Annotated in this window: 18 protein-coding genes; 12 read left to right on the top strand and 6 right to left on the bottom strand. The window is 70.2% G+C overall.

Annotation, left to right across the window (positions count from 1 at the left end):
- Positions 1 to 6 precede the first annotated feature (6 nt).
- Positions 7 to 1,059, top strand: coding sequence for an acyl-CoA dehydrogenase family protein (locus AB0D57_RS22545; RefSeq protein ID WP_362075637.1), 1,053 nt, complete (start codon positions 7 to 9; stop codon positions 1,057 to 1,059).
- A 45-nt stretch (positions 1,060 to 1,104) separates the two neighbouring features.
- Here AB0D57_RS22545 and AB0D57_RS22540 read toward each other — a convergent pair whose 3' ends face one another.
- The 3 genes from AB0D57_RS22540 to AB0D57_RS22530 all read right to left on the bottom strand — a co-directional run bounded on the left by AB0D57_RS22540 (position 1,105) and on the right by AB0D57_RS22530 (position 3,303).
- Positions 1,105 to 2,247, bottom strand: coding sequence for an LLM class flavin-dependent oxidoreductase (locus AB0D57_RS22540; RefSeq protein ID WP_362075634.1), 1,143 nt, complete (start codon positions 2,245 to 2,247; stop codon positions 1,105 to 1,107).
- A 95-nt stretch (positions 2,248 to 2,342) separates the two neighbouring features.
- The gene (ssuE, locus tag AB0D57_RS22535) at positions 2,343 to 2,897 is read right to left on the bottom strand and encodes an NADPH-dependent FMN reductase (RefSeq protein ID WP_362075631.1); all 555 of its coding nucleotides are present in this window, start codon (positions 2,895 to 2,897) and stop codon (positions 2,343 to 2,345) included.
- A gap of 322 nt (positions 2,898 to 3,219) precedes the next feature.
- Positions 3,220 to 3,303: a putative leader peptide gene (locus tag AB0D57_RS22530; RefSeq protein ID WP_362075685.1), complete on the bottom strand. Its 84-nt coding sequence runs from the start codon at positions 3,301 to 3,303 to the stop codon at positions 3,220 to 3,222.
- A gap of 251 nt (positions 3,304 to 3,554) precedes the next feature.
- Between AB0D57_RS22530 and AB0D57_RS22525 the strand changes: the two genes are divergently transcribed.
- The 5 genes from AB0D57_RS22525 to AB0D57_RS22505 all read left to right on the top strand — a co-directional run bounded on the left by AB0D57_RS22525 (position 3,555) and on the right by AB0D57_RS22505 (position 8,682).
- Positions 3,555 to 5,105 carry an SDR family oxidoreductase gene (locus AB0D57_RS22525; RefSeq protein WP_362075628.1) on the top strand — a complete coding sequence of 517 codons (1,551 nt, stop codon included), beginning with the start codon at positions 3,555 to 3,557 and terminating at the stop codon, positions 5,103 to 5,105.
- A 70-nt stretch (positions 5,106 to 5,175) separates the two neighbouring features.
- Positions 5,176 to 6,549 carry a deoxyribodipyrimidine photo-lyase gene (locus AB0D57_RS22520; RefSeq protein WP_362075625.1) on the top strand — a complete coding sequence of 458 codons (1,374 nt, stop codon included), beginning with the start codon at positions 5,176 to 5,178 and terminating at the stop codon, positions 6,547 to 6,549.
- Positions 6,550 to 6,712: 163 nt separating this feature from the next.
- Positions 6,713 to 7,444 carry a DUF4142 domain-containing protein gene (locus tag AB0D57_RS22515; protein WP_362075622.1) on the top strand — a complete coding sequence of 244 codons (732 nt, stop codon included), beginning with the start codon at positions 6,713 to 6,715 and terminating at the stop codon, positions 7,442 to 7,444.
- 83 nt (positions 7,445 to 7,527) lie between these two features.
- Positions 7,528 to 8,172 carry a TetR/AcrR family transcriptional regulator gene (locus AB0D57_RS22510; protein WP_362075619.1) on the top strand — a complete coding sequence of 215 codons (645 nt, stop codon included), beginning with the start codon at positions 7,528 to 7,530 and terminating at the stop codon, positions 8,170 to 8,172.
- Between the two features lie 69 nt (positions 8,173 to 8,241).
- Entirely contained in the window at positions 8,242 to 8,682 is a 441-nt protein-coding gene (locus AB0D57_RS22505) for an SPW repeat protein (RefSeq protein ID WP_362075617.1), read from the top strand.
- 124 nt (positions 8,683 to 8,806) lie between these two features.
- Here AB0D57_RS22505 and AB0D57_RS22500 read toward each other — a convergent pair whose 3' ends face one another.
- The 3 genes from AB0D57_RS22500 to AB0D57_RS22490 all read right to left on the bottom strand — a co-directional run bounded on the left by AB0D57_RS22500 (position 8,807) and on the right by AB0D57_RS22490 (position 10,811).
- Positions 8,807 to 9,574: a metalloregulator ArsR/SmtB family transcription factor gene (locus AB0D57_RS22500; RefSeq protein WP_362075682.1), complete on the bottom strand. Its 768-nt coding sequence runs from the start codon at positions 9,572 to 9,574 to the stop codon at positions 8,807 to 8,809.
- Between the two features lie 207 nt (positions 9,575 to 9,781).
- Positions 9,782 to 10,282, bottom strand: a complete 501-nt coding sequence (locus AB0D57_RS22495) for a hypothetical protein (RefSeq protein ID WP_362075614.1) — start codon at positions 10,280 to 10,282, stop codon at positions 9,782 to 9,784.
- Positions 10,283 to 10,349: 67 nt separating this feature from the next.
- Positions 10,350 to 10,811 (bottom strand): ATP-binding protein, encoded by a 462-nt coding sequence (locus AB0D57_RS22490; RefSeq protein WP_362075611.1) that lies wholly within the window; start codon positions 10,809 to 10,811, stop codon positions 10,350 to 10,352.
- A gap of 307 nt (positions 10,812 to 11,118) precedes the next feature.
- On the opposite strand from AB0D57_RS22490, the gene AB0D57_RS22485 reads away from it, so the two are divergent.
- From AB0D57_RS22485 to AB0D57_RS22460, 6 genes are all read left to right on the top strand, one after another.
- Positions 11,119 to 11,994 (top strand): helix-turn-helix transcriptional regulator, encoded by an 876-nt coding sequence (locus tag AB0D57_RS22485; protein ID WP_362075608.1) that lies wholly within the window; start codon positions 11,119 to 11,121, stop codon positions 11,992 to 11,994.
- A 39-nt stretch (positions 11,995 to 12,033) separates the two neighbouring features.
- Positions 12,034 to 12,246: a DUF397 domain-containing protein gene (locus AB0D57_RS22480; RefSeq protein ID WP_362075680.1), complete on the top strand. Its 213-nt coding sequence runs from the start codon at positions 12,034 to 12,036 to the stop codon at positions 12,244 to 12,246.
- Positions 12,247 to 12,320: 74 nt separating this feature from the next.
- Positions 12,321 to 13,136, top strand: coding sequence for an SAM-dependent methyltransferase (locus tag AB0D57_RS22475; protein WP_362075605.1), 816 nt, complete (start codon positions 12,321 to 12,323; stop codon positions 13,134 to 13,136).
- A gap of 348 nt (positions 13,137 to 13,484) precedes the next feature.
- Positions 13,485 to 17,339 (top strand): S8 family serine peptidase, encoded by a 3,855-nt coding sequence (locus tag AB0D57_RS22470; protein ID WP_362075603.1) that lies wholly within the window; start codon positions 13,485 to 13,487, stop codon positions 17,337 to 17,339.
- 162 nt (positions 17,340 to 17,501) lie between these two features.
- Positions 17,502 to 18,485 carry a helix-turn-helix domain-containing protein gene (locus AB0D57_RS22465; RefSeq protein ID WP_362075600.1) on the top strand — a complete coding sequence of 328 codons (984 nt, stop codon included), beginning with the start codon at positions 17,502 to 17,504 and terminating at the stop codon, positions 18,483 to 18,485.
- Between the two features lie 138 nt (positions 18,486 to 18,623).
- Complete coding sequence (locus AB0D57_RS22460) at positions 18,624 to 19,880, top strand: aminoglycoside phosphotransferase family protein (protein ID WP_362075597.1); 1,257 nt, start codon at positions 18,624 to 18,626, stop codon at positions 19,878 to 19,880.
- The last annotated feature ends 12 nt before the right edge of the window (positions 19,881 to 19,892 follow it).

The raw sequence follows: 19,892 nt of genomic DNA, 5'->3' as shown, positions 1-19,892 counted from the left end.
CCTCCCATGACCACCCCACCACACCCGCTCGTCACCCGCGCCCGGCAACTGGCAGCCGAGGTACTGGCGCCCCGGGCGGAGCGCGTGGACCAGGAGGGCGTGCCGGCGAGCAGCATCGAGGCGATCAAACGGTCGGGCCTGCTCGGGGTGAGCGCGCCGGTCGAATACGGCGGGTCGGCCGCGCCCGCCTCGGTGGCCCGGGAGACAGCCGAGATCCTGGCCGGGGCCTGCTGCTCGACCTGGTTCGTCCAGACGCAGCACCACACACCGGTGCTGACCCTGGCCAAGAGCGAACTGCCCGTGCGGGAGCGGTTGTTGGGCCCGCTGTCGAGCGGGAAACTGCTGTCCGGGGTCGCCTACGCCCAACTGCGGGCGTATCCACGCGTCCCGGTCCGGGTCACGCGCGCGCGAGGCGGCTGGCGCTTCGACGGAACGGTGCCCTGGTACACGGGCTGGGGTCTGAACGACCTGATGCTGCTGGCCGGGGTGACGGACACCGACGAGGCACTGTTCGCGTTCACCGAGGCACGCGAGCAGCCCGGTCTGCGGCCCTCCCCACCGATGCGGCTCGCCGCGCTCACCGCCTCCCGGACCGTGTCGCTGGAGCTGGACGGCCTGTGGCTGCCCGACGACGCGGTGGCGCGGCGCACGCCGTACGAGACCTGGGCGGCCACCGACCGTCCCAAGAACACCAACGCCTCACCGGCCGTCTTCGGAGTCACCGCCTCGGCCCTCGACCTGCTGGACGGTGATCCCGCAGCCAAGGAGACCGCGCGTGCCCTGCGCGCCCGACTCGACGAGGTCAGGCGGCAGGCGTACGCGCTGGCCGACCACCCGGTGCCCACCGAGCGGATCGAGGAGCGGTTGGTGTGCAAGACGCGGGCGTACGACATCCTGCGCGCGGCCACGACCGCGGCGGTCGTGGCCGGTGGCGGGCGGGCGATGGATCTGGGCAGCCCGGCGCAGCGGCTGGCGCGCGAGGGCATGTTCCTGCTGGTCCAGGGGCAGACGGCCGAGGTGCGCCGGGCGCATCTGGAGTCGCTTGGCTCACTCGGCTGATCGCGCTCGGCCGGCCGAGTCGGGGGTCGGCCGGGTCGGGCTCGCTCAGCTCGCGAAGGGCACCTGCCCCGCGAGCGCGGGCGACGTCGCGAACGGGTGCCGCCACAACCCCCGCGCGGCGAGTCGCGGCAGGACACCCTCGCCGAACCAGTACGCCTCCTCCAGGTGCGGGTAGCCGGAGAGGACGAACTCGTCGATGCCCAGGCGGTGGTACTCGGTGATGAGTTCGGCGACCTCGTCGTGGCTGCCGACCAGGGCCGTGCCCGCGCCACCGCGGACCAGACCGATCCCGGCCCACAGGTTCGGGTGGATCTCCAGCCCGCCCGCGCTGCCGCCGTGCAGCGCGAGCATGCGCTGCTGGCCCTCCGACTCACTGCGGGCCAATCCGGCCTGGACGGACTTCACGGTCTCGGGGTCGAAGCCGTCCAGCAGCTTCTGCGCCTTTGCCCAGGCCTGCGCGGAGGTGTCGCGGGTGATGACGTGCAGCCGGATGCCGAAGCGCAGGGTTCGCCCTTCCTTCGCCGCCAGCCCGCGGATCCAGGCGATCTTCTCGGCGACCTGGGCCGGCGGCTCGCCCCAGGTGAGGTAGACGTCCACGTGACGTGCGGCGACCTCGCCGGCCACGGGTGAGGAGCCGCCGAAGTAGACCTCGGGGATCGGGTCGGGGACCCGGGCCAGCCTGGCGTCCTCGACCCTGAGGTGTTCGCCGGACAGGTCGACGGTCCTGCCCTCCCACAACTCCCGGACGATGTGCAGGAATTCACCGGTACGGCGGTATCGGGCGTCCTTGTCGAGGAAGTCGCCGTAGGCGCGCTGCTCGTGGCTCTCGCCGCCGGTGACCACATTGAGCAGCAGTCGGCCACCGGTCTGCCGCTGGAAGGTGGACGCCATCTGCGCGGCGAGCGTGGGCGAGACGAAGCCCGGCCGGAAGGCCACCAGGAACTTCAGGCGCTCGCTCTGTTGCGAGACCATCGCGGTGGTCAGCCAGGCGTCCTCGCACCACGCGCCGGTGGGGGTGAGCGCGCCCACGAAGCCCAGGTCCTCGGCGGCGCGAGCGATCTGGCTCAGATAGGCGACCGTCGGCGGCCGGTCCCGTCCGGAAGCGGTGGCCGGGGTGCCGTGGCCGCCGCCGACGACATGGCGGCTGTCGCCGTTGGTGGGAAGGAACCAGTGGAAGGTGAGGGACACGGCGGCGTTCTCCGATCGTGGGGCTGGTGGCGCGGGAGGGCTACAGCAAGCCGTGGCGGGGCGGCCCGATGCAGGGAGTTGAGGGCGACACCGTGTCAGCCCGCCGCTGCCAGCAGGGGCGTGCGGCCCAGGGCCGCCGAGAACTGGTCCACCACCTGGGCCAGCGACGCGGCCGTGGCCGACGCCACGGTGATGCCGCCGTCCTCGCCCACGATGATGTCCTTGTCGAGGGTGAACCAGCCCTGGACTATGTGCGCGGCACCCATGGAGTTGAGCACCGGGCGCAGGGCGTAGTCGAGGGCGAGGACATGCGCGGTACTGCCTGCGGTGACCAGCGGCAACACGGTCTTTCCGTCCAGCGCGTACTGCGGGAGCAGGTCGAGCAGGGCTTTGAGCACTCCGGAGTACGCGGCCTTGTAGACGGGGGTGCCGATGACCACGCCGTCGGCGCGGGCGAAGAGTTCGGTGGCCTCGACGATGGCGGGATGCTGGAAGTCGGCGCCGAGCAACGCCTCCGCGGGGATCGTGCGAACGTCGAGCGGGATCACCTGGTGCCCCTGTGCGGCCAGCCGGATGTCCAGGTGGCGCAGGAGTTTGGCGGTGCGGGAGGAGACGGACGGGCTGCCGGAGACGGACAGGACGGTGGCCATGAGTCCTCTTTCGTGAGCGGAGTTCGCGGTGGGTGTCAGACGTGCGCGGGGACGGACTCGGGTCGGTGTCCGGCGGCCCGGACTCCAGTTCTCGTACGAGGGCAGCACCCGGCGGCCGAAGTACTCGACCTCCTCGCGGTAGTGACGGAATGCTCCTGGTGTGGGGAACTACGGCACGACGAATGCAGGCCCGGTGATTCACAGGGAATTCGGGCGCGGAAAGGGGTGCGACCGGTAGGGAAAACGCAGCGGCGCACACGTCCGGGAAGAAATCACCGGGGGTGGGCTCGTGCGTGCGAAGGGGACCCTGCCGTCGGGATCGTCAGGCTGCGCGACAACAGAAGGCGCTGGAGACACGCGCGAGGTCGACGTGACGTCGCCGCGTGAGGTCCAGTCGTGTCTTCATGGCGTCGATCGTGGCAGCCACCGGTCCTGACCGTCAAGGAACAACCGACCGGTCTCGTATCCCGGACCGCCGGTCGGCGGGCGCACTCCACCGACGGTGCCGAAATGGGCAGGCGCGGCCACGTGCGGCCCATGACCTGCACGAGGCGTGCGTACGCAGGGCCGGGGAACTCGGTGGGAGTCCGGCCCGGCGTGGAAGAGAGGGTGGAGGAGAGTGGCGGAAGGGGGACCCGGCGAGCGACGGAGGGACCCATGAGTGACGACGACGGCCGCCTCGGCCTGAGGTGTGTGGTGACCGGTGCGACGGGCTACATCGGCGGGCGGCTGGTCCCCGAGTTGCTGGCCGACGGGCACCGGGTCCGCTGCCTGGCCCGCTCCCCCGCCAAGCTGCGGGACTATCCGTGGGCGGGCGACGCGGAGGTGGTGCGCGGCGATGTCACGGACGCCGGCTCGGTCGCCGAGGCGTTGCGCGGCACGGACGTCGCCTACTACCTCGTGCACGCTCTGGGCACGGGCCACGGCTTCGAGGAGACGGATCGGAAGGCGGCCCGCATCTTCGGGGAGCAGGCCCGCGCCGCGGGGGTCCGACGCATCGTCTACCTGGGCGGCCTCACCCCGGCGGGCGTCCCCGAGGGACAACTGTCACCACACCTGAGGTCGCGCACCGAGGTCGGCCGCATCCTGCTGGAATCGGGCGTGCCCACCACCGTCCTGCGCGCGGCGGTGATCATCGGATCCGGATCGGCCTCGTTCGAGATGCTGCGCTACCTCACGGAACGGCTGCCGGTCATGGTCACGCCGAGCTGGGTGCACACCCGCATCCAGCCGATCGGCGTACGGGACGTGCTGCGCGCCCTCGTCGGCAGCGCACGCATGCCCGCCGACGTCAATCGCGCGTTCGACATCGGTGGACCCGAGGTCCTGACCTATCTCGAGATGATGCAGCGGTACGCCGTGGTGGCCGCCCTCCCGCACCGGCTGATCCTGCCCGTGCCGGTGCTGACCCCTCGGCTCTCCAGCCTCTGGGTGGGGCTGGTCACCCCAGTGCCCGCGTCCATCGCGCGTCCGCTCACCGAGTCGCTGCGCCACGAGGTCGTGTGCCACGAACACGACCTCGTGCGGTACGTCCCCGATCCCCCGGGCCACCCCATCGGCTTCGACGAGACGGTGTCCCTGGCACTGCGACGCGTACGGGACGCCCAGGTCACCACCCGGTGGTCGTCGGCCTCGGTGCCCGGCGCGCCCAGCGATCCGCTGCCCACCGACCCCGACTGGGCCGGCGGCAGCCTCTACACCGACCGTCGCGAACGCGCCGTGGACGCTCCGCCCGAGGCGCTGTGGCGGGTGATCGAAGGCATCGGCGGGGACAACGGCTGGTACTCCTTCCGGGCGGCCTGGTCCGTGCGCGGCCGACTGGACCGGCTGGTCGGCGGCGTCGGACTGCGGCGCGGGCGCCGCGACGCCGGTCGGCTGCGCGTGGGCGACTCGCTCGACTTCTGGCGCGTCGAGGAGATCGAACCCGGTCGTCTGCTGCGGCTGCGCGCCGAGCTGCGGCTGCCGGGACTGGCCTGGCTGGAGATGTACGCCGAGGTCGGCGACGACAGCCGGACCCGCTATCGGCAGCGGGCCCTGTTCCATCCGCACGGGCTGCTGGGACACGCCTACTGGTGGGGCGTAGCGCCGTTCCACGCGGTCGTGTTCGGCAGCATGGCCCGCAATATCGCCAAGGCCGCGGCCCGAGACACCCCGGTCGACCGGAAAGTACCCACGGCCTCGGCATCCGGCATCCACTCAAGAATGTGAGCCCGATGAAGTCATGGATGGACACGTCGCGCCGCCCTGTCTCCTCGCTCCCCCGTCCCGGAGGCTCACCATGACCGTCTCGGTCGTCCTGTTCACCTCGGACCTGCGCCTGCACGATCATCCGCCCCTGCGTGCGGCTCACGACGGCTCGTCGGCCCTGGTGCCCCTCTTCGTGCGCGACGACGCGGTCGCCGAAGCCGGGTTCGCCGTTCCCAACCGGTTGGCGTTCCTCGCGGACTGCCTGGCGGACCTCGACGCCGCACTCCGACAGCGCGGCGGTCGTCTGGTGGTGCGCTCCGGCGACGTCGTCGACCAGGTGTCCAAGGTGGTCGCCGAGGCGGACGCCGACGACGTGCACATGGCAGCGGGCGTCAGCGCCTATGCGCAGCGCCGGGAGGAGCGGCTGCGCACGGCCCTGGAGACCGCGGGGTGTCGCCTCCATGTCCACGACACCGTGGTCACCGCGCTGGCCCCCGGCACGGTCACTCCCGCCTCCTCGGACCACTTCGCCGTCTTCACGCCGTACTTCCGGCACTGGTCGCGGCAGCGGCTGCGGGACGCGGTCGCCGCGCCCCGGGTGATCCGGGTCCCGGACGGCGTCGGCTCGGAGCACCTCCCCTCGCGCGGGGATCTGTCCGGGGTTTCGGCGGGGCTGGCCCTGGGCGGCGAGACGGAGGCCAGGAAGCGGCTCGCGGCCTGGCTGCGTGTCGGGATCACCTCGTACGGGGACCGCCATGACGACCTGCCCGGCGACGCGACCTCCCGGCTCTCCCCCCACCTGCACTTCGGCACGCTCTCTCCGGTCGAACTCGTCCACCGGTCGCGCGCGGTGGGCGGTCCGGGCGCCGAAGCCTTCGTACGACAGTTGGCCTGGCGGGACTTCCACCACCAGGTGCTCGCTGCCCGGCCGGACGCGGCAGCCACCGACTACCGCACCCGGCACGACCGTTGGCGCTCCCAGATCCGGGCGCGAAGCGACATCGACGCCTGGAAGCTGGGACGCACCGGCTATCCGGTGATCGACGCGGCGATGCGGCAACTGCGGTACGAGGGCTGGATGCACAACCGTGGACGCCTGCTGGCAGCGAGTTTCCTCACCAAGACGCTGTACGTGGACTGGCGGGTCGGGGCCCGGCACTTCCTGGATCTGCTGGTGGACGGCGATGTCGCCGACAATCAGCTCAACTGGCAGTGGATGGCCGGAACGGGCACCGACTCACGGCCCAACCGAGTCCTCAATCCGGTGACCCAGGCCAAGCGTTACGACCCGGCCGGAGTGTACGTCCGGCGCTGGGTGCCCGAGCTGGAGGGGCTCTCGGGTGCCGCCGTGCACGAGCCGTGGAGGCTTCGGGGTGCGGAACGCGCCGCCTACGACTATCCGGACCCCATCGTCGAACTCCCGGACGGGCTGGCCCGCTTCAAGGAGGCTCGGGGTCGCAATTGACGGGCAGCACCACGGATTTTACTCGGGGTAAAGGTTTCCCCCTCCCGCGCGGTCGTACTGGTGGGCGTCCGAACCACTCGTACCGGATCCCCTCGCACCGGATCCACCACACGGCTCGACGGAGCGTCCCGCTCCCGGCTGCCGCACCGCCCCAGGAGGCTCAATGCGCATGACACGGAACGCGGGAACCCTCTTCGTGGCCGGTGCGTTGACAATGACCCTCGCCGCGCTCGCCTACCCCACCATGCTCGGGTTGCAGACCACGGCCAGTTCCCCGACACGCATCATCGCCAACACCTCGTCGGGTCCGCTGACCGAAGCCGACCGCGACTTCGTCGTCAAGGTGCGCGCGGCCGGGCTGTGGGAATACCCCTGCGGCGAGCTGGCCTTGCAGAAAGGCACCACCCCGGCCGTCAAGACGGCGGGTCAGCACCTGGTCACCGGCCATGCCGCGCTGGACGCCGCGGATCGTAAGGTCGCCGCCCAACTCGGTATCTCCCTTCCCAACCAGGCGTCTCCACAACAGCAGGGGTTCGTGGCGACCTTGAGCGGGGACACCGGCAAGGAGTTCGACAGCGACCTCGCCAACATCCTGCGGGTGACTCACGGGCAGATCTTCCCGGTCATCGCGAACATTCGGGCCACCACCAAGAACACGCTCGTACGCGCCCTGGCCGACCAAGCCAATGACACCGTGCTCGACCACATCACGGTGATGGAGAAGACCGGACTGGTCGACTTCGATCAGGTGCTGTTCCAGGAGACCACCAAACCGAAGCTGCCCGCCCAGAACCTCACGCCGCCGGCGCCCCAGCCGGGCGAGCCGACCGTCGTGCTCACTCCGCCCGCGGACGCCTCCGGGGTCACCGTGTCGCCGACCCCGACGATCGGGTGAGCGACGGCGACGCCGAGGGTTCAGCAATACCTAACGAACGATCGTGCGCCAATAGCGTACGATCGTTCGATTAAAATGGCCGCATGAGCCCGCGCAAGTCCGTTGCCGAAACCGCCGCCACGCGCGGCCGGATCATCGAGAGCGCCCTGACGCTGGCCTCCGCCGAGGGCCTCGAAGGCCTCACCATCGGCCGCCTCGCGACCGACCTGAAGATGAGCAAAGCGGGGGTGATCGGCCATTTCGGCAACAGAGAGGCGCTCCAACTCGCCGTTCTGGACGCGGCGGTCGAGCGGTTCCGGATGCGCGTACCGGCGCGCGCCGTCGGCGCCCGGCCCGGGACCGAGCGGCTGACGCGCGCCTTCGACGAGTGGATCGACTACATGGCCGAGGGCGAGGGGCACGGGGGCTGCTTCCTCGCCTCGGCGGCGAGCGAGTTCGACGGCCGCCCCGGTCCGGTCCGTGACGCGGTGCTCGACGCACTGGCCGCCTGGTCGGCGTACGTGGCAACGGAGTTGATCACGGCGGTCGAGGGCCATGAACTCTCGCCACGCACCGACGTGGACCAGCTCACCTTCGAGCTCAACGGCGTGGCCCTGGCAGCCAACCAGTCCATCCAGCTCCACCGCGACCCGAAGGCTCCCGCGCGAGCCCGTCGCGCCATCGCCCGTATCCTCCTCGGCCCCCTGGGGCCCAGCTCTACACATAAGGGAGAAATAAGCGCACAATGAACTTACGCGGCGCTTACCGCATACCGCGCCAGACGCGGTCAGGCCTGCAGAGATCGAAGGAGACGACCCATGGCCAACGTCTCGCACTCCAGAAGTGATATCTCGACCCACCCCGATGTTTCCGAAATGCGGGATCGGTATGCCCGCATGGTCGGTGGCCGCGATGTGGCACTCGTGGACGGACCGGTGTTCCTGCTCGGTCTGTACTGCGCCGTGTCCCCGTGGATACTCCACTACACGACAAGCCAGCCGGCCCTGGTGACCCACAACCTGATCATGGGCATCGCGATAGCGCTGCTGGCCCTCGGATTCACCAGGGCACCGGAGAGGATGTACGGCCTGAGCTGGGCCATGTGCGCGATGGGCGCGTGGATGATCATCTCGCCGTGGGTGGTCGGCACCAACCCGGACACCGGCGTCGTGCTCAACAGCATCATCATCGGCGTACTGGCCGTGGTGCTGGGGGCGGTGTGCGCGGTCACGGCGACGAAGAGCACTCCACGGGCGTAGCCCGGCCCCGGAAAGGCGAAAGGACCCGGAAAGGGAAAGCTGCAGGCCGACCCGCCCCGTGCGGGCCGGCCTCTTCGCGCCCGCGCCGCGGCACGCTCAGCCGGGGATCATCCAGGGAGCACTCTCAGCGGTTCGGCACCAGCCACGGCTCCTGCGGCAGCGGACTGCCGGTCTCGATGAGGGACTTCAGGTTGGAGAGCACCGCGGGCCAGCCGAGGGCCACGTCACCCAGCGCGGCCTCGTCGACCAGGTCCTCATGGGTCACGGTGAGCCGGACGATGTCGGCGTGCGGCTGGATGTCGAAGGTGACGCGGGAGTACTTGTCCTGCCGCCCCTCGTCCTCGGGCGCGGCCCAGGTGGTGACGAGGCGGGTCGGCCGGTCGCTCTCCACCACGGTGCCGATGACGTCGGCGATGCCCGAGCCGTCTGTGCGCCGGTGTTCCCACCGGGAGCCCGGCTGCCAGTCCGAGACGTTACTGTGGCCCCAGTAGGCGGCGGTCAGATCGGCGTCGGTGAGCGCGTCCCAGACCTTCTCGGGCGTGCTCCGGATGTAGATGACGTACACGAAGGTCGGCTTGTCGGTCATGGTTTCCTCGGCTCGTTGCTTGAGGGCGCTGAGCGCGCGCAGGCGCGGGCGCTCGAACTTGTCGATCCACCGCTCCTGGATCTCGTGGAGCGGCACCGGATTGAGGTAGTGCAGCTTCTCCCGCCCCCGCCGCACCGTGCTGACCAGGTTGGCGGCCTCCAGGACCGCCAGATGCTGCGTCACCGACTGACGGGTCATGTCGATGTGCTCGCACAGCTCCCCCAGGTTCTGACCACCGTGCTCGTGCAGCCGGTCCAGCAGCCGCCGTCGCGTGTGGTCGGCCAGCGCCTTGAAGACCTGGTCCATCCCGGGGTCGCCCTCGTCTGATCGCACACTCAACGTTAGGCAGGCAATTACTTGCATGTCAAGAAAGCGGAAGTCCGAGCTGCCTGAATCGGGGGTCCGAGCTGCCCGAATCGGGGGTCCGAGCTGCCTGAATGAGGAACGGCCCGCGCCCGACACGGACCTGCCCCAGACCTCGTAAGGCCTGGGGCAGGTCGGGAGAAGTACGGGTCAGTGCCCGGTACCGAGCGACCAGCTCGGGGTGCTGCCGGCGAGGCGACAGGTGATGAAGTACAGGGGAATCGGCGGTGTGTACGGCGAGTCGCTCTGAGGGCTGTGGATCAGACGAGGGCGATCGCACCGGGACCGCCGGAGGACTCGTGTCCAGGACGGGTCGGCCAGCCGGGCGCCGACCAGATAACTGGTGGAAGACGGCCAGGTGACGCCTATGTGAGATCCGGAGGGGACGATCCACCACCACCGCTCGTCGTCGGCGAACACACAGCCGACACGGGGCAGACTTTCCATGATCCGCTCCCCGTGCTCCCGGGACGTACCCACGGCGTCGCACCCCAGGCCGGCCGACAGCTCGGCGGGTATGACCAGTCGTGCCGGGTGCTCGTACCGCGGCGGTACGCAGATGCGCGTATCCAGTCCGGAGACGGAGTCGTGCTCGTGCGGATCGATGGCGGGACGGTGCTCGCGCGGGTCAGCGATGTGCTGTCGTTCCATCAGGTAGGGGTCCTTCGGCCGAGTGGGGGATGGGCCGGGCGATGTTCGTGGCCGGCGGGGGCCAGGTCTAGGCGGGCTCCGCGCCCTCCGGCGGCAGTACGGCCCAGACGATGCGCCTGGACCCGTCGGCACTGTCTCTGACGCCCCAGTCGCTGCTCAGTACGCCGACCAGCAGGAGCCCGCGGCCGCCCTGGTCGTCGGGCTCCGGCTGCCGCCGCTCCGGAAGGGTCCAGCCGCGGTTCTGGTCCTCGACCTCGATGTGGAGCAGCCCATCAGCGATGCGCAGTCTGCACACGATCCGCTCGCTCGCCGTGTGCGTCAGGGCGTTGGTGACGAGCTCGGAGGTCACCAGGACAGCGTTGTCGCACCACTCCTGGCTCGCGCCCCACTCGCCGAGCGACTCGCGCACGTATCTGCGGGCCATGCCCACCGAGGCGGGGGCCGCCGGCAGGACCAGCACACCTGCTCTGCGGGGGTACGCGTCCCCCGGCGGGCGGCCCACGGACTGGGGGAGGGAGGGCGGGGTCATCGCCGTTCGCCTTTCGTCTGCCTTCGCACCCAAGGCGGTGCTCGTGCCGTCCCACGTGGTCCGATGCCTTTCGCGAGCTGCGCACAACTCGCCGCACGGGAACCACGTTGCAGCCCTGTCTCCCCCAACTGGGCCGCGCAGCCTTTCCGTTCGATACGCCAGGGACGATAGGACCACTCTGGCAGCTGCCAACAACACCTCGCAACCGACAAGTTGAAAATTGCAATGTGCCAGGTGCATGCTTCCACCGTCGACGGATGATCGTGACAGACTGCGACCTGGAAGCCCGCTGCGAGGGGGTAAAGGCGTGTCAACGGAAACCGACTGGGGCGGCGCGCCTTCCGTCCTGCGCATGATCCTGGGCCGACAACTCGAGGACCTGCGCACCCAGGCCGGACTGACGTACGCGCAGGCGGGCGAGGCGATCGGGGTCAGCCACTCCACCATCCGCCGGATGGAAGCCGCCAAGGTGGCCCGGCTTCGCCTCACGGACGCCGAGAAGCTCCTTCAGACGTACGGCGTGACGGACCAGCAGGAGATCGACACCTTCCTGAAGTCGGTCCGCGAGGCCAACAAGCGCGGCTGGTGGCACACGTACCGCGATGTCCTGCCGGACTGGTTCGCCGCGTATCTGAGTCTGGAGCAGGCAGCGCTGCAGATCCGCGCGTACGAGGCGGAGTTCGTCCACGGGCTGCTGCAGACGGAGGCGTATGCGCGCGCCCTGCTGAGCGCCGGCAACCCACACGCTCCGGCCGAGGCGACCGAGCGCCGTGTCGCCCTGCGCCTGCGTCGCCAGGAGTTGCTGTCCCGTCCGGCGCCGCCGCGCGTCTGGATCGTGATGGACGAGACCGTGCTGAGGTGGCCGGTCGGCGGCCCCGAGGTGATGCGCGCCCAGATCGACCACCTGATCGCCGTCAACGCACTTCCCCATGTGACCTTGCAGATCATGCCGTTCGAGAACGGCCCGCATCCGGCCATGCGGGCCGGTGCGTTCCATCTCTTCCGCTTCCGGGCACCAGAGTTGCCGGACATCGTCTATCAGAGCGGCATGGTGGGCGCCCTCTATCTCGACAAGGACGAGGACGTCGTGGTGTTCCGCGAGGCCCTGGACCGGCTGGGCGCCCAGTCGGCGCCCGCCAAGAAGACCGCGTCCCTCCTCGGTGCGATTCGCAAGGAGCTATGAGTGCGTCACCACACGGCCGAGCACCGCATACGCAACGGCATGCCTGCCCGGGAACTCGGCACACAGGGCTGGTACAAGCCGTGGAGCGACGACGCCGGCGGCGCCTGTGTCGAGGCGAAGAAGCTGGGCGACGGGCGGGTCGCGCTGCGTCAGTCCACCGATCCCGAGGGGCCCGCACTGGTTTTCACGCCCCATGAGATGACGAGCTTTCTGGCGGGCGTGAAGGCGGGGGCCGCCGACTTTCTGCTGTGACGCGTTGTTGTTCACGGACGCGTTGTTGCTCAAGCACCGATCACTGAACCGACGACCTGATGGGAGGGGCGGCATTGTCCGACAACGGATGGCCGGCCGACCGTATCGACACCGAGAGCGCACACTCCGCGCGCATCTACGACTACATCCTGGGCGGCAAGGACTACTACCCCGCCGACAAGGAGGCGGGCGACGCGATGTCGCAGGAGTGGCCCGCCCTGCCGATCCACATGAAGGCCAACCGCGACTGGATGAACCGTGCGGTGGCCCATCTCGCCGAGAAGGCCGGGATACGCCAGTTCCTGGACATCGGCACCGGCATCCCCACCTCCCCCAACCTCCACGAGATCGCCCAGTCGGTGGCCCCCGACTCCCGGGTCGTCTATGTGGACAACGACCCCATCGTCCTGACCCTGTCCCAGGGCCTGCTGTCCAGCACCCCCGAGGGCAAGACCGCCTACGTCGAGGCGGACATGCTCGACCCGGCCACGATCCTGAACGCCCCGGAGCTGCGTGACACCCTCGACCTCACGCAACCGGTCGCCCTCACCGTGATCGCGATCGTCCACTTCGTGCTGGACGAGGACGACGCGGTCGGCATCGTCCGCCGCCTCCTGGAGCCCCTCCCCTCGGGCAGCTACCTCGCGATGTCCATCGGCACGGCCGAGTTCGCCCCGGCGGAGGTGGGCCGGGTCGCCCGCGAGTACGCGGCGCGCAACATGCCCATGCGGCTGCGCACCCACGCGGAGGCCGAGGAGTTCTTCGAGGGCCTCGAACTCGTCGAGCCCGGCATCGTCCAGGTCCACAAGTGGCACCCGGACGGCACGGACACCGAGTTGATCCGCGACGAGGACATCGCGATGTACGGGGCGGTGGCCCGCAAGCCGTAGTCCGGCCCGACCGCTCCGGCTCACCCGCTCGCCGGGCCTGCTCGCACGAGGCTCGGCGAGCGCCCTCCACGCGCCTGCCCCGTCGTACGTCGGACCCACGAGGCCTCTGGCCCCGCTGTCGCGGCGCCGGAACGGCCCTGTTCCCTCCGTCGACTCCGCTGCACCCGAGACAACTTGACGGCGCAGCGACGCGCGGGGGGCGCCTCGTAGTACGGCCCTGCACCGTGCCCGTGTCGCCGTTGGGACATGTCGCATCTGTGGCAGCCGATACCAGTGACACACCCTGTGACGTCAGCGGATTCTGTCGTACAGCGCATGATCTCGAGCTGTACGAAAGGTGCTTGACTGATGGCATGGATCCGCCTATCGGCGGCGATATCAACCGCACTGCTGGTGACAGTCGGGGGGGTATCGCCCGTCTCGGCCGGGACGAACTCGGACGGAACGGCGGGATCCGCCGACCGCGAGAGGGCGGTCTCCGCCACCGTAAGACTGCTGACCGGTGACCGGGTGACGGTGACGTCATTGCCCGGCGGACGGCGCACCGCGTCAGTACAGCCCGGACCCGGGCGCGAGCATGTCTTCTTCCGGACGCTGGAGGAGGACGACAAGGCGCTGACCGTGCTGCCTTCCGACGCCGAAGCGCTGGTGACCGCGGGCACGCTGGACCGTCGGCTCTTCAATGTGACTGCCCTGATCGCCGATGGTTACGACGAGGCCCACGCCTCCGTGCTTCCGTTGATCGTCTCCTCGGAGCCGTCACGGGACGGGTCCAGGGACACCGCGCGGGCGGCGAAGGCTGCCGCGGCCACTGCCGACCGGCTGGTGGCGTTCAACGCGGCTGCGACACCCGCCCGCAGACTGGAGAGCCTGAACGCTCGATCGCTGCGGGTCGCCGACGACGACCTGGGCCGCTTCTGGAAGACGCTCAACCCCGGCGGAACGTCGGACGCCGCCCGTGCCGCGGTCGCTCCACGGGTCTCGCTGGACGGCAAAGTGAAGGCCGTGCTGGACCGCAGCACCGCACAGATCAACGCGCCCACCGCCTGGAAGGCCGGCTACGAGGGCCAGGGCGTCAAGGTGGCGATCCTCGACACCGGCGTCGACGCGAACCACCCCGACCTGGCCGGCCGCATCGCGGAGGCCAAGAACTTCTCCAGCAGCGCGGGCACGAACGACGCCTTCGGCCATGGCACGCACGTCGCCTCGACCGTCGGCGGCACGGGCGCCGCGTCCTCGGGAACCCGCCGCGGTGTCGCGCCCCGGGCGGACCTGCTGATCGGCAAGGTGCTGGGCGACGACGGCTATGGCTCGGAGTCGTCCGTCATCGCCGGCATGGAGTGGGCTGCCTCCCAGCACGCCAAGGTCGTCAACATGAGCCTCGGCTCGGACGCACCCACCGACGGCACCGACTCGATGAGCCAGGCCGTCAACAGCCTGACCGCGTCCACCGACACGCTCTTCGTCGTGGCGGCGGGCAACGCGGGCGAGAGCGGCCCGTCCACCATCGGCTCTCCCGGCGCGGCCGACGCGGCGCTGACCGTCGGGGCCGTCGACCGTGACGACTCCCTCGCCCCCTTCTCCAGCCGCGGCCCGCGCGTGGGCGACGCGGCGACCAAGCCCGACGTGACCGCCCCCGGGGTCGGCATCGTCGCCGCCCGCGCGTCCGGCACCACCATGGGCACCCCGGTCGACGCCAACTACACCTCCGCGTCCGGCACGTCGATGGCCACCCCGCACGTCGCCGGCGCCGCCGCGCTGCTGGCCCAGCAGCACCCCGACTGGGGCCCCCAACAGCTCAAGGACGCCCTGACCAGCACCTCGCACACGGTGCCCGGCACCAAGGTGACCGAGCAGGGCGGCGGCCGCATCGACCTGGCCACGGCCATGGGCCCGCTCACGGCCACCGGTACCGTCAACTTCGACCCGATCCAGGCCGGCGGTACGGAGGGGCAGCAGCAGACGGCGACCGTTCGCTACACCAACACAGGTGACCGCCCGCTCACGCTCGCCCTGGCCGTCGGCCTGGCCACCGACTCCGGGCGCACGCTCCCGGACGGCGTGGTCCGTCTCGGCTCCGGCACCGTGCAACTGGCCCCCGGCGCCTCGGCTGACGTGCCGCTGCGCGTCGACGCGACGAACGCCGCCCGCGGCAAGTACTACGGATACGTCACCGCGAAGTCCGCCGACGGCACCGTGCTCGCCCACACCACCGTCTCCCTCGTCGTGCAGGGCCGGCAGCACCGGCTGACCGTGGTCTACCGCGACCGCGACGGCCGGATCCAGCCTGGCTGGCTGCCGACCATCTGGGGCCCCGACGGGTTCGTGGAATACACGGACAGGGACGCGGCGGTCGCCGTCGTGGAAGAGGGCACGTACAACATCAATTCCAGTTTCTACGACGCGGCCGAAGACGGCCACGAGGCGGGCGACGTCGTCGTGCCCGATGTGAAGGTCACCAAGGACATGACGGTGACGCTGGACGCCAGCAAGGTCACCGAGGTGAAGATCCGCACGCCTCGCCCCGCCGAGCAGCACGGCATCCTCAGCACCATGTTCTACCGCCAGATCGACGGTCACGGCCTGCTCCAGGGCGCGATGTACTTCGACGAGACCAAGCGGCTCTACGTCAGCCCCGTTGCTCCGGTCACCGACGGCGCCTTCGAGTACCACTCGCGCTGGCAGATGGTGGCCCCGCAGCTGCGGGCGAAGGTCTCCGGGAGCTCGTTGGCGCTCGCGCCGTACTACGAGCCGTTCTCCCCGGCCTTCGGCGACCAGGGCGCGCGGCTGACCGCCGTGGATGCCGGTACGTCCGCGGCGCCCGACTTCCGCGGATCGCGCGGCAAGGTGGCCGTCGTACGGTACGAACCCGCCGACGACGACAGGGCGCTCGCCCAGGCCGCGGCAGCCGCAGGAGCCAAGGCGCTGCTGCTGGTGTGGCCCGAGGGCCTGGGCGTCTGGACCCGGTGGCAGCCGGACGGTGATCGGATGGCCGTGCCCACCATGCGGCTCTCCTGGAAGAGCGGGACGGCCCTCCTGGAGCGCATCACGAAGAGAGGCACCACGACGCTGGAGTTCTCCGGCACGGTGCGCAGCCCGTACCTGTACGACGTCATGCAGATTTCGAAGGGCTCCATCCCCAAGCGAGTGGTCCACACCGTCTCCGAGCGGGAGAGCGCCGTGGTCCGCAGCACGTACACCCGTACCGGTGCCTCGTCCTGGGCGAGCGAGCAGCGTTTCGGCTGGCGGCCGTACCAGGACACCGCCTGGAACCAGTACAGCCGATACGTGCCGGTGGGACAGGAACGCGTCGAGTACGTGACCGGCGGGGACACGCTGTGGAGCCACACCGTGCACCACAACGTCGTCGACATCCCTGACATGCGGTTGGGGGTTGGCATGATGGACGCCCCGCACACCTACCGGCCCGGCCAGCGCGCAACGGAGCGGTGGTTCGGAGCGCCGGTCCGTCCGTCGATCCCGCGCGGTGCGGCCCAGCCGTCGGTGCGCGACGGCGACACCCTGTCCGTGTTCGTTCCGGAGTTCACCGACTCCGAGTCGGGCCACTGGGCGTTCGGCGAGATCCCCGTCAGTGGAGGACCCGGCGGCGGCGTCCGCCTCGGCGCTCCGTCGGCCGCCGCGGACGCCATACCCGACACGGCCACGGCAGTGCTGTACCGCAACGGGAAGCAGGTCGCCAAGTCCGACAACGGTGCATGGGGCGACTTCGAGGTGCCCGCCGGCAACGCCGAGTACCGGCTGGACCTGGCAACCGCCCGCGTCTCGGACGACTGGCACTTCGGCGCCGGCACCCGCACGTCGTGGACGTTCCGCTCGGACACCGCCGCCCGTCCCGCCCTGCTGCCGCTGCTCCAGGTCGACTACGCCGTAGCCGTCGACGCGCAGAACGCGGTGAGCCGGGCACGAAAGCACAGCCTCGGCATCAACGTCCGCATGCAGGACGGCATGGCGGCACCGCACAAGGTGACGCTGAAGGTCGAGACGTCCTACGACGACGGGCGGACCTGGACCACCGCAACGACCACCGCCCGCAAGAGCAACGGCTTCACCGCCAGCGTGGTGCGTCCGGCCCGGGTGCACGGCGACGCGTACGTGACGCTGCGCGTGACCGCGAAGGACGCGGCCGGCAACGCTGTCCGGCAGACAGTGGACCGCGCCTACCTGCACCCCGGAGCACGGTGACCGTGACGGTGAGTCGCCCCTCTTGAAATCGCGGTGGGTGCCGGAGAGCGTGAGCCCGGCACCCACCGCGTCACGTGGAGGACACCCACGTATAGTCCTACTTTCAATAACGAGTGGGGTCCGCACCTCCATGCGAGCCCGTCCAGGCCAGGAGGGACCTGCATGCTCGAGGCGGCTGGCCTGACCGCGGTCGAGGAGACCGTCTACCGGCTCCTGATCACGACTGCCACAGCCTCGGCCGACGAGATCGCCTCACAAACCGGACTCGCGCCCGGGCAGGCCGAGGGCATCCTCGCGGCACTCGCCACCAAGGGACTCGCCAGCCCCACCGACCATCAGCCACGTCAGTTCACCGCATCCCCTCCCGATGTAGCTCTTCTGCCGCGCCTGCAACGCAACGCCGACGCCCTCGACCAGGCCCGCGCCGCCGTCACCGACCTACTCGAGAGCTACCGCAGCACCCGCCGCCGCCAGGACGCCGGCCAGCTCATCGAAGTCATCACCGGCGCCGAGGCACTGCGCCAACACCTGCGCCAACTGCAGGAAAACGCGCGTCACGAGATGCTCTGGTTCTGCAAGGCCCAGTACGTCGCCATGCCCTCGGGAAGCAATCGCGCCGAGTACGACGCCCTGGCCCGGGGGGTCCGCTACCGCGTCCTGTACGAGCGTGCCTTCTTCGACGACGAGGGCGCCGTCGACAACGTTGTTGAAGGCGTCCGCGCCGGCGAGATTGCCCGCTCCGTCCCCCACCTCCCCCTGCGCCTCGCCGTCGCCGACCGGACCATCGCCATCTGCCCCCTGGTGCCGGGCGGCCCCTACGGCAGCCCCAACGAACCCACGTCCGCCCTGCTACGCGGAAGCAGCCTTCTGGAGGCACTGACCGCCCTCTTCGAACGCTACTGGGAGGACGCCGTGCCGCTGCACGTCAGCGACTCCGGCACGGTCGACGACACCGCCCCCTTGTCCGAGACCGACCGCAAACTGCTCTCCCTCCTGGTCGCGGGCATCGCCGACAAGGCCATCGCCAGTCAATTGGGACTGAGCCGCCGCACCGTACAGCGCCACATCCAGCACATGATGACCCTCGCCGGCGCCGCTACCCGTATGCAGCTCGCCTGGCAAGCGGCCCGCCGAGGCTGGCTGTAGCACGCACAGAACGCGTGAAACAGGAACGACGCCCCAACTGGCTATGGGGCACTCGGTCGCTGAGCACCCTCGACATCGACCTGGTGGCGAAGACTTAATCGCTCGCCGAGGGCCACGCCGATCACTCACACTTTCGCCGTGACAAGAACCGTGAGCGCATGGGTGACCTCGGATGATGACTTCCTCGGGAGCGTCGGCCCCTTCCCTGTGGAGGTCCCCTGGTGGTCCGAGGTGGAACCCGTCGTGGGCCGTCTGGAAGAGCTGCTCGGCGTACCTGTGCTCGTCCTGCGTCTCCTCGACGTCGACGGGGGTGAAGGCGGCCGGGACGGTCATGTGACGTACCACATCGAGGCGTTGGAGCGACCGGCAGCCGGCCTGCTGGACCAACGGATTGTCGATCAGGTCCTGTTGGACGGTCATGAGGTTCTCAGGTCGCCGTGGGCGCGGGCGGACGACCTGCGCGAGCTGCTCGGCTGGGCGGACGGCGCCCTGGCGTCGGTGGAACGGCCGGTGACCGGTCCGGTGGAGCAGCGACGTACGTGGAATCTGGCCGGGCTCTTCCGCCTGCCCACCGCACGGGGCCTTGTCTGGCTCAAGACGACACCGCACTTCGCCGCCGACGAGGCCATCGCCATCGCCGCGTTCGCGCGGGTCGACCCGGGTCTCGTCCCCACGGTCCTCGGCCACGGTGAGCGGCGCCTCCTGATGGAGCACATCCCCGGCGAGGACTGCTGGCAGGCCGGACCGGAGACGGTCACCGCGGCCATGACCCGCTTCGTGTCCGCACAGGCGACACTCGCGTCCGGACGTCCACCAGGCATCCAGGAAGGGTGCCCACCGGGTTTCCGTGACGGGCGCGTGCCCGTTCTCGCCGCGCAGGTCCGCGAACTGTTCGACGGACCCGGCGCGCGGGAGCTGACCCCTCAAGAGCTCCTCGCGGCACGGGAGTTGGAGAACCGCTGGGACCAGCTCTTGGAGTGCGGCCTGCCCGACACCCTGGTGCACGGCGACTTCCACCCCGGCAACTGGCGTAGCGACGGCGGCCCGCCGGTCGTCGTGGACTTCGCCGACGCCCATTGGGGCAATCCCGTTCTGGACGGTCTGCGCGTCCACGGCTTCCTCCCCGAGTCGAGCCGCGCGGCTGCCGTCCGGGCCTGGGCCGACACATGGAAGGCCCTGGTCCCCTCCAGTGCCCCGGCGTGCGCCCTCGCCCTCGCCGAGCCGCTCGCCCATCTCGCGTACGCCGTCCGCTATCAGGAGTTCCTGGACGGCATCGAGCCGTCCGAGCGGCGGTACCACGAGGGAGATCCGGCGGGCGCGATCCGCGCGGCGCTGCGGTCCGCGGAGCATCCGAGCCCGTACTTCGCGCCCGCGGTCGGTCACGACGGCCGGTGAGCAACCTCGTGG

Origin of the sequence: Streptomyces sp. NPDC048275, from assembly GCF_040652275.1 — a bacterium.
Lineage (GTDB): Bacteria > Actinomycetota > Actinomycetes > Streptomycetales > Streptomycetaceae > Streptomyces.
Note: the sequence above shows the minus strand (reverse complement) of the source record. Positions and strands in the feature narration are given on the sequence as shown.

Coding starts and splice junctions, on each gene's coding strand:
- AB0D57_RS22465 (WP_362075600.1), top strand. CDS start 17,502: ATGCTCGAGGCGGCTGGCCTGACCGCGGTCGAGGAGACCGTCTACCGG.
- AB0D57_RS22545 (WP_362075637.1), top strand. CDS start 7: ATGACCACCCCACCACACCCGCTCGTCACCCGCGCCCGGCAACTGGCA.
- AB0D57_RS22480 (WP_362075680.1), top strand. CDS start 12,034: ATGCCTGCCCGGGAACTCGGCACACAGGGCTGGTACAAGCCGTGGAGC.
- ssuE (WP_362075631.1), bottom strand. CDS start 2,897: ATGGCCACCGTCCTGTCCGTCTCCGGCAGCCCGTCCGTCTCCTCCCGC.
- AB0D57_RS22470 (WP_362075603.1), top strand. CDS start 13,485: ATGGCATGGATCCGCCTATCGGCGGCGATATCAACCGCACTGCTGGTG.
- AB0D57_RS22490 (WP_362075611.1), bottom strand. CDS start 10,811: ATGACCCCGCCCTCCCTCCCCCAGTCCGTGGGCCGCCCGCCGGGGGAC.
- AB0D57_RS22525 (WP_362075628.1), top strand. CDS start 3,555: ATGAGTGACGACGACGGCCGCCTCGGCCTGAGGTGTGTGGTGACCGGT.
- AB0D57_RS22500 (WP_362075682.1), bottom strand. CDS start 9,574: ATGGACCAGGTCTTCAAGGCGCTGGCCGACCACACGCGACGGCGGCTG.
- AB0D57_RS22530 (WP_362075685.1), bottom strand. CDS start 3,303: ATGAAGACACGACTGGACCTCACGCGGCGACGTCACGTCGACCTCGCG.
- AB0D57_RS22520 (WP_362075625.1), top strand. CDS start 5,176: ATGACCGTCTCGGTCGTCCTGTTCACCTCGGACCTGCGCCTGCACGAT.
- AB0D57_RS22505 (WP_362075617.1), top strand. CDS start 8,242: ATGGCCAACGTCTCGCACTCCAGAAGTGATATCTCGACCCACCCCGAT.
- AB0D57_RS22515 (WP_362075622.1), top strand. CDS start 6,713: ATGCGCATGACACGGAACGCGGGAACCCTCTTCGTGGCCGGTGCGTTG.
- AB0D57_RS22510 (WP_362075619.1), top strand. CDS start 7,528: ATGAGCCCGCGCAAGTCCGTTGCCGAAACCGCCGCCACGCGCGGCCGG.
- AB0D57_RS22495 (WP_362075614.1), bottom strand. CDS start 10,282: ATGGAACGACAGCACATCGCTGACCCGCGCGAGCACCGTCCCGCCATC.